The organism is Staphylococcus lloydii, from assembly GCF_015775975.1.
Classification (GTDB): Bacteria; Bacillota; Bacilli; order Staphylococcales; family Staphylococcaceae; genus Staphylococcus; species Staphylococcus lloydii.
Genome location: NZ_CP064056.1, coordinates 1,089,299 through 1,104,354, shown reverse-complemented (window position 1 = coordinate 1,104,354; position 15,056 = coordinate 1,089,299). Strand labels below are relative to the sequence as shown.

The following is a 15,056-nucleotide window of genomic DNA, read 5'->3' as shown; positions in this document are numbered from 1 at the left end:
TCAACAAAAATTTATTAGTTAAGAGGTTGAATTATGAAGTTTTTAAAATGTTTCACTTTATTTCTAATATTTTGCGCAATATTTTTGACGGGTTGTGATCTCCCAGGATTAAATGGTGGTCAGTCAAAAAAAGATATTAAAATTACTGCCCTAGCGACTAGTGAGTCTCAAATAATGGCTTATATGCTAAAAGATAAAATCGAACACGATTCGCATGGTAAATATACTGCCTCTATAATTAATAACTTAGGTTCAGCATCTATCGAACATAATGCAATAATTAATGGCGATGCCGAAATATCGAGTACGCGTTATACAGGTACAGATTTAATAGGCGCATTGAATCATAAGCCTGTGAGAGACTCTCAAAAGGCAATGTCGATAACGCAATCATTGTTTAAAAAGAAATTTAATCAAACTTTCTTTAACTCATATGGTTTTGAAAATACATTTGCCTTTATGGTAACGCAGGAAACTGCAAAAAAGTATAACTTACATAAAGTTTCTGATTTGAGAAAAATTAAAGACAAAGTTAAAGTTGGTACAGATACCACTTGGATTAAACGTGGCGGCGATGGTTACGCACCGTTTAAATCGTTTTATGGATTTGGTTTTAAACAATTAAAGCCAATGCAAATTGGCTTGGTATATGATGCCTTAAAAAATAAAAAACTTGATGTTGCATTAGGTTATACTACTGATGGTAGAATTGCAGCATATCATTTAAAAGTACTAAAAGATGATAGAAAATTTTTCCCACCATACGATGCAAGTCCACTAGCAACGAATAAATTATTGAACAAACATCCAGGTGTGAAAAAATCTATGAAAGCATTGGAAGACAAAGTTTCGACAGAAGAAATGCAAAAGTTAAACTATAAAGCTGATGGCAAAGGAATTGAACCAGCTGTAGTCGCACAACAGTATTTACAAAAACATCATTACTTTGATAAACAACAATAGTAAACATATATTAAGGATGTGAATATATGAAATTTATATTTAAAGTATTTATTTCTACCTTATTAGTTTTTGCATTATTAAACAGTAAAAATAAAGCTAAATAGTTTATTAGAGATTGATTATGCTGCAACAGCATAATCAATCTTTTTTTATAAAAAAGAGGATAACCATTCTAAATGGTTATCCTCTTATTAACGAATAAATTCGCTGTTATTTGTCTTCGTCACGATGTTTTTTATCATCTTTATAAACGAAATATTTATAATATTTACCTTCAGTCTTCATATCTTTATAAAAATCAGCCATTAACCTCGCATTACTTTCTGCCCATTTAATATCTGTAGCATATTGGTGTTCACCAGGATTTTGTGGATTCCATCTCATGCTATATAAAGTATTTTGATCTTTCTTGGATAAGAAATGACCATGAATAAAATCTGCGCCACCTTCTATGGCTTTTCTAGGTGAATCCCAACCGTGTTTCTTGGCATATTCAGAACCAGTTTTCACTGGATCTTTGTCTAGCGCGCCTACACCGAAGAAATTATAATATTTCTTACCATCAATTTCCACACCACTTGCTAATTCACTTTTAGCCGAACCAGTTTCTAAAATAGCGTGAGAAATTAAATATACTTCGTTTACATGTTTATGTTTAGCTGCCTTGATAAAATCATTTGTATGATTTAATAACATTGGGTTATCAATTAACATACGTTTAATTCTATTTGCATCGATGCCTTGATACTTATCTAATTCTAAAAATTGATATTTTTGTGTATCACTATCGATTAATTTTTTACTGTCCATAGCGCTTTTTATTTCTGTTGATGACGCATCTCGCCAAGATTTATTATCCTTACTAGATACTTGCTGACTTGTATAATTATGTATTTGTTTTTTTGATGCCTTTTCTAATGATACTTTTAAATTTTCAACTTTTTCTTGTTGATTTACTTCTTTGAAAAATATTTGATCTGAAATCATTGAAAAGACGATACATGCAACAATACCTAAGATTATCAATAGTCCTATTATTGATAATACAGCGCCTTTTTTATGCTTTTTCATGTCTACACCTCTTAGGTTTGAAATTGATTTTTAAATTTCTACATCTGCTAATTGAGTTTAACACTTATGATAGCAATGCACAATTCAATCCAATTGTTGTTACATATTCATAAAAAAAGTAATGAAATTTTAATTTCATTACTCTTGACTTTTATTGTAGTCCATCATTATAAAACTTACCGCTTGTGATCTATTCTTATAATAATAACGATTTAAATCGATTGAACCTTCAACTTCGCCATCTCGGTAAAACATTTCGTTAGTCATATTATTAATCATTACAAAATCCGATTTATCTTTAATAATATCTAAGTCGTCGTGTCTAGAGAAAAAATGCTCTAAATTTAAATGTGCATAATCCATATTTACCCTCCTCTGTAGTACAAACAAACTTTGACAAAGTTATATATGTTTAAGTTAAGCAATTAATTTTTGTGTATATCAACATTATATTACATCTATTACTAATATTTAACACTTATTATGTCAATTTAGCAAATGAAAATTTCTCTTTTTTGAAATAAAATAGCTATATCCGGAAATAAATGTTGTAATTACAATAATTGAGGTTCAAAATGTTAAAAAAGGCTGATCTTGAACAACATCTATATATTATTCATCATTTGCTTCATCGTTACAATATCACTTATGACTATGACGAATTTTTCCAATTATTATTAATACGTATGTGGCAACTCATACTACAATACAACCCTACTTTATCAAAATCATTATCCTCATACTTATACATCCGTTTACGCTACTATCTATTCGATTTACTACGCTCTGCCACACGTCAAATGACGACGACTGATATTACCCATATCCATTTACAATCCTCAGATGCAATGCGAATTACAGAAAATCAGTTAATTCTAGAACATTTTTTAACTAAATTATCCCCTAATGAACAACGATGGATACAATTAGCTTATCAAGGCTACAAACAATACGAAATTGCACATTATATGAATCGTTCACTATCTTCAGTAAAGTTATATAAAAAATCAGTTAAAGACAAATTCTTTTCTTTTTTAAATTATGGAAAGGAGTAACAATATGACAGACTATAAAGATTTACTATTTATCAAAACTCATGAAAGTAAAGATGGCCAAACTTTATGCCACTATAAAACACACGACTATGTTTATCCTACAGTAATCAAAAATGTTTTATCCTATTATTTAGAACTTCACAATAAATCCTTAGCTACACAAACAAAGGTAGCAAAACGATTATTAGATATTAACAAGTTAGTTCCTATTTATATTCATAAGGAACTTGTATTATTCCCAATAAAACAAAAGCGCGCACCAATACAATATTATATTAATGCGCACTTTATCATCGGAATCAAAAGTAAACGTAATTTATCTACGATTCAATTCGAAGATGGTCATTACCTCATGGTCGATGAACACTTTTATTTAGTTTTAAAAAAATGGAAAGAAAGTTGTGCTTTGAAATATCTATTGACTAAAAATTAGTGTAACCTTACAAATTTCTATTATGTCTATATTCCAATAACTTTTTAGTGAAAAATGCAGTAGCTTTTTGGAAACAATATAAACTAATTATAATTAGTAATACTGAACCCACAAACGTAAGTATGACGGTCGTCGTTGTTAGTTGTACTTCAGGTTTTATAAAATATTGAACCGAAGATAAACTTGCTAAAAAGCCGAAAATAAACACGCCGATTAGTAATATATAGGTAAACAACATGCCTAATAATAACGGTAATAAACTTGCAAATGATACGACTTTCTCTTTAAAGATATACTCTTTTAAAAACTGATTTGAAAACCTTATTGGTTTACGCGTATCTATTTGATTGTCCTCACGCGTTACCTTCTCTAACACTTCATTAAGTTCTTTCTTTTCTTTTTTGTTCAAAAACCACAATTGTTTTCTGACTTTTTGCTTAAAAATATTTACGCTCATTTTTGTTACCTCTCTATGTTTGGTGAAACTTTTATTCTATTAAATCATATATTAAAACAATTTGCGATACAATCTATGCATAAACAACTTTTTTGAATATTAATAATTTTCACTATTTTAAAGTTATAAAAATTAACTTATTAATTCTTGATAATAAGTGTTTATAATTTCATAAATATTATTATCACTTTCGTTAACAGTGTATTGACGGTATTTTTGATTTATTAAAAAATCAGAGGGCGTCGTACCCATAATGTTTTTAAAATCATTGAGAAAAGTTTTATATGAAGTATAACCATATTCACGCCAAGCTGAATCTGGCGATCTATTTTCTAATAATTCTCGTGAGACATTATAGATTTTCACTTTCTTTATATATTTCATCAACGTCATATTCATTTTACGCGAAAATTCACGTGATAAATAACTTCTATTAACAAAAAACACTTGGGCTAGCGATGACAATGTTAAAGGTCGCTTATAGTTTTCATTTATAAATTGCACGATGTTTTTAATAAGCTCACTCGATTGAGAATTATTTTTCATTTCTTTTTGTTCATGGGTTAATATAGCCATTGCACAGTTGATTAGTTTAACTACGCCTATATCACTATTGAAATAGTCTTTTTCTAATATTGCTTTTAACGTTTCTAAGTATGTCTTAATAATCATTGTATCCGCATTATCAATTTCGAATAATGCTTTACGATTAGCCAACGAAAATCTATTATAACTTTGATTATTAATAGAGATACACGCTAAAATACCGTTTCTATTAACAATATAGTTATCTTCATAATCAAAGACGACAATGACTTGCCCTTTCTCAAAAGCCTTTTCCCCATAATATTTATTTATTCTAATTTGTCCTTCTAAAACTAAAAAAATATTAACACAGTGTGGCGTGTTCAACGTATGTAACTCATCGCTGTTCATATAAATTTGGCTTAAATAATTCATTCTCTTCACCTCCACTAAAATAATTAAAGAAATCAATATTTTTATATATGATTATGTACTAAATCATTAATCTTAACAAATATAAAAGTCTTGTATGATACTTTTTATGTATTAAAAAAGCGCTAACTTTTGAAGTTAGCGCTAAATCTTTATTGTGTAGTTCATAGCTACTGAGTATTTCAATTTATCAACTAAACATCAAAGTAATTAATGCATTAATGCTGCTTAGATTTACATAGGATAGTTAGTTTACAAGATTGATAATCCAGAAGCTTTAATATCTTTCGCAAAACCTTCTACTGTATCAACAGAAAGTTCATTAATGTCACGACCTAAGTTATTGTTTACTTTTTTAACAACGTCACCAGGGCAAGTGATAATATCAGCGCCAACTTCGTCAGCTTGAATAACATTGATTACTTCTCTACAGCTAGCCCATAGTAATTTAACGCCTTCTTTGCTGTGAGCAATTTCAACAGCTTCTTTAACCATTGGAATTGGATCAACACCAGTATCAGCGATACGTCCAGCAAATACTGAAATATATGTTGGTACGCCTTCAGTTACTGCTTCAGTAATTTCTTTTACTTGGTCTAAAGTGTAAACTGCAGTAATGTTTAAACGTACATTATCAGCTGATAATTTTTTAATTAAAGAAATAGTTGATTCACCTTTAGTGTTCACAACTGGAATTTTAACAAAAACATTATCACCATATTGTTTTAAGATTTCTGCTTCTTTTTCCATAGTTTCTAAATCGTCTGCAAAGACTTCAAAAGAAATTGAAGCATCAGGAATTTCTTTAACAGCTTCTTCAGCGAAAGCTTTATAATCTGTTACGCCTGCTTTAGCCATTAAGCTTGGGTTTGTAGTAAAACCATCAACCTCTTTATTTTTGTAAGCTGCTTTCATTTGTTCGATATCTGCACCATCTGCAAACACTTCAACATTTAATTTTGCCATTACTTATTCCTCCTGACTAAAATGATAATTTAATAATAAATTATCTCAACGGTTTACTAACCATTCATTTTATTTATACCACTAATAAGCTTAAAATTCTAATTTTTTGCTTATCTAATATCAAATTTATAATACAATTTTCTCGATTATTATTACTTATATACACTACAGTTCAGTTTAACAAAACTACTAAGATGTTGCTTAGTATATGATTATTACTATTCAATTTTAAGATTTTTGTGTTATTATTAGCTAATGATATATAGTAGGAGGTAAATATGGCACGTTCAAAACTATATTTTTATTTATCTGCTGTGTTAATTATTATTAGTTTCTATTTCAATACACGTGACCCACTTTTAGGTCAATTATTTAATTCAATGATCAAATTAATTTTTGTTTGTAGTATTATTAATGCAATCATCTTGATTATTGCAATTATTTTAGCAGATAAAGCAATAAAACATTCAAAAGATAGAACGGATTGGGTCAATAAACTTAGTAAATTACTGCCTTATATATTATTAATTGTTATAATCATACATATTATAGCTGCATTAACTACATTTGGCATTATTTTCTAATAGGCACTACAAAAGTATACTTGCTTTTGTAGTGTTTATTTTTAAGTGGAGGTATTAAAATGCAATATGTCTATATCTTTTTCGGTGGTGCCATCGGTGCACTGTTAAGGTATTTATTATCATTTATCAATCATGAAGGTACAACTTTACCTATCGGAACTTTTATAGCTAATCTTATAGGTGCTTTGTTGATGGGTTTTCTAGGTACATTGGCAGTCACATATTTCGGTAATAATCCACAACTCAAAAAAGGTATTACAACGGGTTTCGTTGGCGCATTAACTACATTTTCTACGTTTCAGTTTGAAATGGTGTCTATGTTCAACGCACAAGCTTTCACCACGCTATTCATTTACGGCATTAGTAGTTATATTCTAGGTATTTGTTTCTGCTATATTGGCGTTAAAATAGGAGGTAAATTATAATGTTAACTTTACTATTAGTCTGTGTAGGCGGTGGCATTGGTGCTGTAATTCGTGGTGGCATAACTGAAATATGCATAAACAAGTTTCCAAGTCAGTTTCCAATAGCAACATTTATCGCAAATATTATTGGTAGCCTACTAATTGGCATTACTCTAGGACACGCCCTACAAATCAGTTGGATTAATCCGTTTTTAGTAACAGGTATATTAGGCGGTTTAACTACGTTTTCAACTTTATCATCCGAATTAGTGAAAATGATTGAGTCCAAAACCAATTTACCTTTATTTATTAGTTATTCAATTTTACAATACGGTGGTTGCTTCGTCGCTTGTTTAATAGGATACAAGTTATTTTAAAAAGCTAGTAAACTTATAGCGTAAATACGCTATAGTTACTAGCTTTTTTTGAATCATCTTTTATTGACCTGTAAACTCGTTTGGATCTGGTCCAATACGTTTATCTTCGTTTAAATTGTTTAATTTAGTAATTTGTTCTTCAGTTAATTCAAAATCAAAGACAGCTAAGTTCTCTTCGATTCTTGAAGGCGTAACTGATTTTGGAATAACAACGACATCATTTTGAATGTTCCATCGAATAATAACTTGTGCTGGCGTTTTACCTACTTCTGTTGCAATTTCTTTTACTAACTCATCTTCTAAAATTTGGGCATTCATTAACGGTGACCAAGACTCAGCCACTATACCTTGAACTTCTAAATATCTTCTTAATTCATTTTGAGTTAAGTATGGGTGAAATTCTACCTGATTAATGACTGGTTTTATGGATACTTGAGCTAATAATGCTTCCAAATGTTGTGGCGTAAAGTTGCTCACGCCAATGTTTTTCACTTTGTCAGCTTTATATAAATCTTCCATGCCTTTCCACGTATCTATCATTAATGCTTCATCAGTCCCCGGCCAATGCATTAAATATAAATCTAGATAATCTAATCCTAATTTTTCTAGACTTGTTTCATATGCTTGTTCCACATTATTTCGACCATAGTCAGCTAACCATAATTTTGAAGTCACAAATAAATCACTGCGATCTAACCCAGTAGCTGCTAGACCTTCGGCAATACCTTCGCCTACTTTGGCTTCGTTTTCGTAAATCATCGCTGTATCTATACTTCTGTAGCCACTTATAATGGCATGTTTCACCGCTTCTTTACATTCATCGCTATTCTCAACTCTAAATGTTCCTAAACCAAGTACTGGCATTTCATTTCCATTATAAAATTTAGTTGTTTGCATTATAATAACTCCTTCCAAGTTAACTTAATCATATGATAATAAATTAAGCGTCATTATCATATTAAAATGCTTAAAAAAATAACTGAGCGTTATGCACGCTCAGTTAAAATATTAATTAAATGATTCAATTTTATCCATAATGTTCTGTAAATCTTCTACATTGTATTGAATTCTACCGTGGAACACAAATTTGTTAAAGAATTCATCAAGCTGTTCTGGGCCTACTAAAACTTTGCTACTTGAAGATTGCGCATAATTAGATATTGTCACTGCACCTTCATTCTTAGGATTGAAATAAAGAATAGTTGTAGGTGTATATTTTAAGTCTAATTGACGTTGTAAATCTCCAGCTAATTTTTCAACCGCTTCTAAGTGTGTTGAATAATTTACAAATGATAGCGAACTTTTATCATCATTTTGGTCTAAAACTAACGTTTGTGGTTCATTTTTATCTAAATCAAGTGTGTCAAATACTTGTGACATCATTGGTTGTTCTTCAAATTGTTGACCACTAATGCCACTAAATACGTGGCCTTTTAATAATTGTGAATCTATAAGGTATAAACCAGTACGTGTTAATACTAAATGACTAATACGTTGTGCATCATTGAATTCATTTCTTGGTAAAAAGATATTTGCCATAATGTGCATATCTTCAGGACGAATTCGTTTTTCGTTTACTAAACGTTCACGTATACCGATAAGTCTCATATCAGTAACATATTCACTATGATTTTTAGAGAATAATTTTAATGCATCAATTTCTCTATCTTTAGAATTAACTGTTGCCTCATATTCTTCTTGTTGTTTCGTAACAGTCTTCTTATTTTTTATTCTTTCTTTTTCTAATTCCTCTGCGTGTTCATCATTCAATTTTTGTTGTTTTGATTGGTATTGTTCTTCTATTTTTTGTTGTGCTTTTTTCTTACTTTTTAAAGCTATTAAAAATAGTATGAAACAAACAATTGCTATCACGATAGCTACAATCAAACCAATTTGAATTGGTCCAAATGAATTCATAACAATTTCGCTCCTTTATATATCATTATCTCCATTATAATAAAAATTGTTTAATCATTCGATAAAAATACTAATAAAGTTATCACAAAGTGATTATAAACTAACTGCATCTTTTAAGACGTTAACTTTATCTAATTTTTCCCAAGGTAATAATACATCAGTACGACCAAAATGACCGTATGCTGCTGTTTGTTTATAAATGGGTTGTTTTAAGTCTAACATTTTAATAATGCCTGCAGGTCGTAAGTCAAAATGAGTTCTTACCGCTTCGACTAATTCCGTTTCGCTTACTTTACCAGTACCAAATGTATCAATTGAAATAGATACTGGTTCAGCAACACCAATTGCATATGCAAGTTGTACTTCACATTTATCTGCTAAATCAGCTGCAACGATATTTTTAGCAACGTATCTCGCTGCATATGCCGCTGATCTGTCTACTTTTGTTGGGTCCTTACCACTAAAGCATCCTCCACCATGACGTGCATATCCACCGTATGTATCTACGATAATCTTTCTACCTGTTAAACCTGCATCGCCTTGAGGTCCACCTATAACAAAACGACCCGTTGGATTAATATAAAATTTCGTATTTTCATCTAATAATTCTTTAGGAACAGTTGGATAAATAACATGTTCTTTAATATCATCTTGTATTTGAGAAAGTTCTGTGTCATCAGCGTGTTGTGTAGAAACTACAATTGTATCAATGCGGTGAGGTTGATCATTTTCATCATACTCAACTGTAACTTGCACTTTGCCATCTGGACGTAGATATTTAATGATGTCATCTTTACGGACATCAGATAAACGTTTAGCTAATTGATGTGATAAGAAAATTGGTAAAGGCATATAAGTATCTGTTTCTTTCGTTGCATAACCAAACATTAAACCTTGATCTCCAGCACCTGTAGCTTCAATTTCCTCTTCAGAAATATCATTTCTGTATTCTAAAGCGGTATCTACCCCTTGTGCGATGTCTGCAGATTGTTCATCAATAGCAGTTAAAACAGCCATTGTTTGACTGTCATAACCATATTTAGCACGTGTATAACCAATGTTTTTAATCGTTTCACGAACTACTTTTGGAATGTCTACATAAGTCTTAGTCGAAATTTCACCTGAAATAAGCGCCATACCTGTAGTAACTGTCGTCTCACACGCCACCCTAGCATTCGGGTCGTCTTTTAATATTTCGTCTAAAATTGCATCAGAAACTTGGTCCGCAATTTTGTCTGGGTGTCCTTCTGTAACTGATTCTGAAGTGAATAATCTTCTATTGTATGTCATAATTTGCTCCTTTAGTTATTAAATTACGAAAATTCTCTTTTGTGAGCTTAATAAAAAAAGAGCCTTCATCACTACAAAAATAGAGAGAAGGCTCAATACGTCCATTCGCTCTTATCGTTCAGACGGTATTTGTCTGCAAACGGTTTGGCACCTTCCTTCTTTAAATGAATAAAGAAGAGGTTGCTGGGCTTCACTGGGTCCATGTCCCTCCGCCTCTCAGGATAAGAGAATCCGTTAGTAACTATACTACCTAAACTACATAGTAATGTCAATTTTACAAAATCCCAAATTTTATAATAATTTTTATGGCATAATAGAGTGATTATGTTATACTCGTTTATTGTAAAGGCTTACATAAAAATAGCGTTGGAGGGATTAAGTATGGCGATAGATACGTATACTTACACTAGTAAACTGGAAAACATTTTAAATAAAACAACTTCTTTATTTCAATTATCAACAACAGAATTGTACTACAAGATGTTGGAAAACAACGAAGGCGAATTGACTGAACTTGGTGCCATTAATGCCAGAACCGGCAAATATACTGGTCGTTCACCGAAAGATAAATTTATAGTCAGCGAACCTTCTTATAAAGATGATATTGATTGGGGTAATATCAACCAACCTATTGATGAAACAACGTTTTTAAATCTATATAACAAAGTATTAGATTATTTAGAAGAACGTGACGAATTATACATTTTTAATGGTTACGCAGGTAGTGACGAGGATTCACAATTAAACCTTACAGTTGTCAATGAATTATCTTGGCATAACTTATTTGCACAAAATATGTTTATTAAACCTGATACTAAAGAAGAAGCTGAAGAAATCAAAGCAGATTTCACAATTGTTTCTGCACCTAGATTCAAAGCAGATCCAGCAGTTGATGGAACTCATTCTGAAACATTTATTATTACTTCGTTTAAACATAAAGTTATCTTAATCGGTGGTACTGAATACGCTGGTGAAATGAAAAAAGGTATTTTCTCAGTTATGAATTACCTATTACCTAAAGATAAGATTATGAGTATGCATTGTTCAGCCAATGTAGGTGAAAAAGGTGATGTAGCATTATTCTTCGGTTTATCTGGCACTGGTAAAACGACTTTATCTGCAGACCCTACACGTAAATTAATTGGTGATGATGAACACGGTTGGAATGATAATGGTATCTTTAATATCGAAGGCGGATGTTACGCTAAAGCCATTAATCTTTCTAAGAAAAAAGAACCTCAAATATACGACGCGATTAAATATGGTACTATTTTAGAAAATGTTGTAGTCGATAACGATGGCGACATCGATTTTGATGACAATTACTACACAGAAAACACACGTGCAGCATATCCCATCGATCATATTGATAACATTGTTAAACCATCTAAAGCTGCACACCCAAATACCATTATCTTCTTAACTGCAGATGCTTTTGGTGTATTACCACCTATTTCAAAATTAACTAAAGATCAAGCAATGTATCATTTCTTAAGTGGTTTCACTGCTAAACTTGCAGGTACTGAACGTGGTATTACAGAACCGGAACCGTCATTCTCAACATGTTTTGGCTCACCTTTCTTACCATTAGATGCTAAAGTTTATTCTGACATCTTAGGTGAATTGATTGATAAACATGAAGTTGATGTTTACTTAGTTAATACTGGTTGGACTGGCGGTAAATACGGCGTTGGTCGTCGTATTAGTCTATCTTATACGCGTCAAATGGTTAATCAAGCTATTACTGGAGAATTAACTGAAGCTGAATATACTACAGATGACACATTTGGTTTAAACATTCCAGTTAGTATTGAAGGTGTCCCTCAAACACTTTTAAATCCTATGAATGCATGGGACGATCAACAAGCTTATAAAGAACAAGCTAACGATTTAATCGAACGTTTCAATCAAAACTTTGAAAAATTCGGTGAAGAAACAGCTGAACTTGCTAAAAAAGGCGGCTTTAAAAAATAATATCTATTTAAAAACAAGGCTATGAGTAATCTCATAGCCTTGTTTTAATTTTATTCAACATCGTAATTATCTTTTAGTTGATTATTTTCGATATCCGTCATCCATTGCTTCAGTTGATTTAATACTTTTGTTAATGCAAAAGGTCTCGGCACATGCCCTTCTCGTTGTTGATAAACTGTGCGATGCACAGCACCGATTTCTGTTAAAGATTGTGCTAAAAATTGTGCTTGTTGAATACCAACTTGTTGATCTTGATAACCATGAATAATTAATATAGCTGGTGCATCATGCGTGATATGCTTAATAGCATCTCTTTTATCATAAGCCTCAATATCTTTTTTCGGATGCCCTACCATTCTACGCAACATGCCTCTTAAATCAACTCGTTCTTGATACATCAAATGAATATCAGAAACTCCCCCCCATATAATATAACTATGTACAGGTAAATCTTGAAAAGTTAATAAACCTTGTAAACCTCCACGTGAAAAACCAATCATATGGACAAAAGCATGCGGATATTGATGAGTCAAAATTGACAGTAACTGTGTAACATCATTTAAATCATCGCCATAAAAATCATCTTTTCCTTCACTACCATTATTGCCTCGATAATATGGCGCAATGACTAAAGTGTGCGGATCAACAAACTGCAATAAGCGAGCCGCTCTTACTTTACCTACTTGACCTTTTCCACCTCGCAAATACATAACTATGCGTGTAACTTCATCCTTTGGTATTCCCATAAGGCCTTTAACATGTAAACCATCTACCTCGTAAGTTATTTCGTCAAATACATGTGTCGTTACATCAATTGGCATACGCTTTTTACTTATAATATCCAAGTTCAATCACCCGTTCTAAACATTTTAAGATTGCTGTGTCTTTAATTAAGAAACTTTGTTGTTGTTCAGGTATATCTGTAACTTTGCGATAAAGCTTTGGTCCATTTGTCTCTAAATAATCTCCCTTATTTTCCAAATAATCAATGTGAGCAACATATACATCTTTATAAAAACTAGGCAAATTTTGTCTAGCAACATAATATTGTGCTATGTAATGAAGTTCAGTCGCAACTGCACCTGTCTCTTCATTTAGTTCTCGCTCGGCAGCAGCTAAAGAACTTTCATTTTGCTCAATTTTACCCCCAGGGAACTCTATGCCTCTAATGTCATGTTGGGTAAATAATAATTTATCGTTATAAATTGGTATAATTAAAACATGCTGACCATTAGCCTCTTCTTTATCTGTTGTATAGTTAAGAAATACTTCGTTATTATCTTTATCTAAATACTTAATAGTCATCAGACACCTCAAAATATGTTAAAATATTAATGTTTAAAGCTCCATTGGAGGTCACATTATGAAAAAAGTTTTATTATTTATTATTTATATTTATCAAAAATTCATCTCGCCTTTAACGCCTGCAACTTGTCGTTTCTATCCTACTTGTTCAGCATATACTAAAGAAGCAATAGAAGTCTATGGTCCATTTAAAGGTGGATGGTTAGGATTAAAACGTATTTTGAAATGTCATCCATTTCACAAAAGTGGTTTTGATCCAGTTCCTTTAAAAAAAGAACACAAAGATACTAATAAATAGGCGATAATTTTGCCACATCGACTACTGGAGGGTTAAACACTAACCTTCCATTTTTTAATATGCCCATATCTTCAACGACATCATTTTCAAAATAAAATCCTGAAGGTGTGATATCACTCGTGTAAGTAGCATATTGAGCAAGCATAGCTGTAAAATATCTACTTAATCCATATTCATACATGCCACCTATTACAGTTTTTACATTTAACTGTTCTAAGCTGTTGATAATATCCATTACTTTATCAATGCCACCTAAGCGAAACGGTTTAAGGATAACCACTTTAATATTATGTTTATTTATCGCATTTTCAATATTGTTGAGCGCTATAGCTTTTTCATCTAAAGCAATATCCAACTGAGCAGTAATCCCCGATGCATCTAAAGTTTGCAAAGCTTTAAATGGTTCCTCAACATAAATAACATTATATTGTGCTATTTGTTCAAGTAAATCAACATCATTTAATGATAAAGATTCATTAGCATCAATCGCAATATTAAAATCGAATGGTAACGTTGCTAACTTATCTAAATCATGCAAAATGTGCGTTGACCATTTTAACTTTATTCGTTCGGGTTTTGTATCAACAAGTTGTCTATATTTATGATTATTTAAACCACTAACGGTTGCACCATAGCCTACTGTCAGAGTCTGTAGATTGTTAAACATTTGATAGCAAGCCATGATTATCGTACTTCTAGCTGCTGGATAATGTTCAAATTGCGTTAAAGTTTGTTTAATCTCGTCAAAAGAGTTTACTGTCAGACCTCGTACTTCTTCATACCACTCTTTTATTTTACTTATAACAACATCTATCGTTTCATCAAAATACCAATCTGTTTCAAAGGCGTTACATTCCCCATAATAACTTTCATTGTTGTCCGTCGTCAGTTTAATAATTAACGCCTTACGTTCAGACAAAGTAATTTTAGGCGTAATAATGGGTTGTTTAAAGTTTTCATTATAATCATAAAACTCTAAATTAATAATTTTCAATTGAGTAGCTC

Annotated in this window: 19 protein-coding genes and 1 riboswitch; of the genes, 8 read left to right on the top strand and 11 right to left on the bottom strand. The window is 31.4% G+C overall.

The window, feature by feature from the left end:
* Positions 1–33 precede the first annotated feature (33 nt).
* The gene (locus ISP08_RS05425; RefSeq protein ID WP_195717955.1) at positions 34–963 is read left to right on the top strand and encodes an osmoprotectant ABC transporter substrate-binding protein; all 930 of its coding nucleotides are present in this window, start codon (positions 34–36) and stop codon (positions 961–963) included.
* A 210-nt stretch (positions 964–1,173) separates the two neighbouring features.
* Here the strand turns inward: ISP08_RS05425 and sagB are convergent, their stop codons facing one another.
* Complete coding sequence (sagB, locus tag ISP08_RS05420; protein ID WP_195717954.1) at positions 1,174–2,034, bottom strand: peptidoglycan release complex glucosaminidase SagB; 861 nt, start codon at positions 2,032–2,034, stop codon at positions 1,174–1,176.
* Between the two features lie 138 nt (positions 2,035–2,172).
* Entirely contained in the window at positions 2,173–2,397 is a 225-nt protein-coding gene (locus tag ISP08_RS05415) for a hypothetical protein (RefSeq protein ID WP_048794442.1), read from the bottom strand.
* A 212-nt stretch (positions 2,398–2,609) separates the two neighbouring features.
* Between ISP08_RS05415 and ISP08_RS05410 the strand changes: the two genes are divergently transcribed.
* Positions 2,610–3,089, top strand: a complete 480-nt coding sequence (locus ISP08_RS05410) for a sigma-70 family RNA polymerase sigma factor (RefSeq protein ID WP_195717953.1) — start codon at positions 2,610–2,612, stop codon at positions 3,087–3,089.
* 4 nt (positions 3,090–3,093) lie between these two features.
* On the top strand, positions 3,094–3,522 hold the full coding sequence (locus ISP08_RS05405; protein ID WP_195717952.1) for a competence protein ComK: 429 nt from the start codon (positions 3,094–3,096) through the stop codon (positions 3,520–3,522).
* 7 nt (positions 3,523–3,529) lie between these two features.
* Here the strand turns inward: ISP08_RS05405 and ISP08_RS05400 are convergent, their stop codons facing one another.
* From ISP08_RS05400 to ISP08_RS05390, 3 genes are all read right to left on the bottom strand, one after another.
* Positions 3,530–3,979: a hypothetical protein gene (locus tag ISP08_RS05400; RefSeq protein ID WP_195717951.1), complete on the bottom strand. Its 450-nt coding sequence runs from the start codon at positions 3,977–3,979 to the stop codon at positions 3,530–3,532.
* 132 nt (positions 3,980–4,111) lie between these two features.
* Positions 4,112–4,939, bottom strand: coding sequence for a helix-turn-helix transcriptional regulator (locus ISP08_RS05395; RefSeq protein ID WP_195717950.1), 828 nt, complete (start codon positions 4,937–4,939; stop codon positions 4,112–4,114).
* Positions 4,940–5,188: 249 nt separating this feature from the next.
* Complete coding sequence (locus tag ISP08_RS05390) at positions 5,189–5,902, bottom strand: transaldolase (protein WP_048794448.1); 714 nt, start codon at positions 5,900–5,902, stop codon at positions 5,189–5,191.
* 278 nt (positions 5,903–6,180) lie between these two features.
* Here ISP08_RS05390 and ISP08_RS05385 point away from each other — a divergent pair, with 278 nt between their 5' ends.
* From ISP08_RS05385 to ISP08_RS05375, 3 genes are read left to right on the top strand one after another with little or no spacing between them, the layout of a single operon-like run.
* Positions 6,181–6,486, top strand: coding sequence for a hypothetical protein (locus ISP08_RS05385; RefSeq protein ID WP_048794449.1), 306 nt, complete (start codon positions 6,181–6,183; stop codon positions 6,484–6,486).
* Between the two features lie 59 nt (positions 6,487–6,545).
* Positions 6,546–6,911, top strand: a complete 366-nt coding sequence (crcB, locus tag ISP08_RS05380) for a fluoride efflux transporter CrcB (RefSeq protein ID WP_048794450.1) — start codon at positions 6,546–6,548, stop codon at positions 6,909–6,911.
* Entirely contained in the window at positions 6,911–7,267 is a 357-nt protein-coding gene (locus ISP08_RS05375) for a fluoride efflux transporter FluC (protein ID WP_195717949.1), read from the top strand. Before crcB ends, ISP08_RS05375 begins: the two co-directional genes overlap by 1 nt.
* 60 nt (positions 7,268–7,327) lie before the next feature.
* Here the strand turns inward: ISP08_RS05375 and ISP08_RS05370 are convergent, their stop codons facing one another.
* The 3 genes from ISP08_RS05370 to metK all read right to left on the bottom strand — a co-directional run bounded on the left by ISP08_RS05370 (position 7,328) and on the right by metK (position 10,474).
* Complete coding sequence (locus ISP08_RS05370; protein ID WP_195717948.1) at positions 7,328–8,164, bottom strand: aldo/keto reductase; 837 nt, start codon at positions 8,162–8,164, stop codon at positions 7,328–7,330.
* 111 nt (positions 8,165–8,275) lie between these two features.
* Positions 8,276–9,184 (bottom strand): nuclease-related domain-containing protein, encoded by a 909-nt coding sequence (locus ISP08_RS05365; RefSeq protein WP_195717947.1) that lies wholly within the window; start codon positions 9,182–9,184, stop codon positions 8,276–8,278.
* Positions 9,185–9,277: 93 nt separating this feature from the next.
* Complete coding sequence (metK, locus tag ISP08_RS05360) at positions 9,278–10,474, bottom strand: methionine adenosyltransferase (RefSeq protein WP_195717946.1); 1,197 nt, start codon at positions 10,472–10,474, stop codon at positions 9,278–9,280.
* 108 nt (positions 10,475–10,582) lie between these two features.
* A riboswitch (SAM riboswitch) is annotated at positions 10,583–10,702 on the bottom strand.
* 153 nt (positions 10,703–10,855) lie between these two features.
* Here metK and pckA point away from each other — a divergent pair.
* On the top strand, positions 10,856–12,448 hold the full coding sequence (pckA, locus tag ISP08_RS05355) for a phosphoenolpyruvate carboxykinase (ATP) (protein ID WP_048794455.1): 1,593 nt from the start codon (positions 10,856–10,858) through the stop codon (positions 12,446–12,448).
* Between the two features lie 50 nt (positions 12,449–12,498).
* Here pckA and ISP08_RS05350 read toward each other — a convergent pair whose 3' ends face one another.
* Complete coding sequence (locus tag ISP08_RS05350; RefSeq protein WP_195717945.1) at positions 12,499–13,293, bottom strand: alpha/beta hydrolase family protein; 795 nt, start codon at positions 13,291–13,293, stop codon at positions 12,499–12,501.
* Positions 13,277–13,753, bottom strand: a complete 477-nt coding sequence (gene ytkD / locus ISP08_RS05345) for an RNA deprotection pyrophosphohydrolase (RefSeq protein WP_195717944.1) — start codon at positions 13,751–13,753, stop codon at positions 13,277–13,279. Before ytkD ends, ISP08_RS05350 begins: the two co-directional genes overlap by 17 nt.
* Before the next feature lie 55 nt (positions 13,754–13,808).
* Between ytkD and yidD the strand changes: the two genes are divergently transcribed.
* Complete coding sequence (gene yidD / locus ISP08_RS05340) at positions 13,809–14,051, top strand: membrane protein insertion efficiency factor YidD (RefSeq protein ID WP_193391004.1); 243 nt, start codon at positions 13,809–13,811, stop codon at positions 14,049–14,051.
* Here the strand turns inward: yidD and menC are convergent.
* Positions 14,041–15,045, bottom strand: coding sequence for an o-succinylbenzoate synthase (menC, locus tag ISP08_RS05335; protein WP_195717943.1), 1,005 nt, complete (start codon positions 15,043–15,045; stop codon positions 14,041–14,043). The two genes, yidD and menC, sit on opposite strands and share 11 nt — an antisense overlap.
* Positions 15,046–15,056 lie beyond the last annotated feature (11 nt).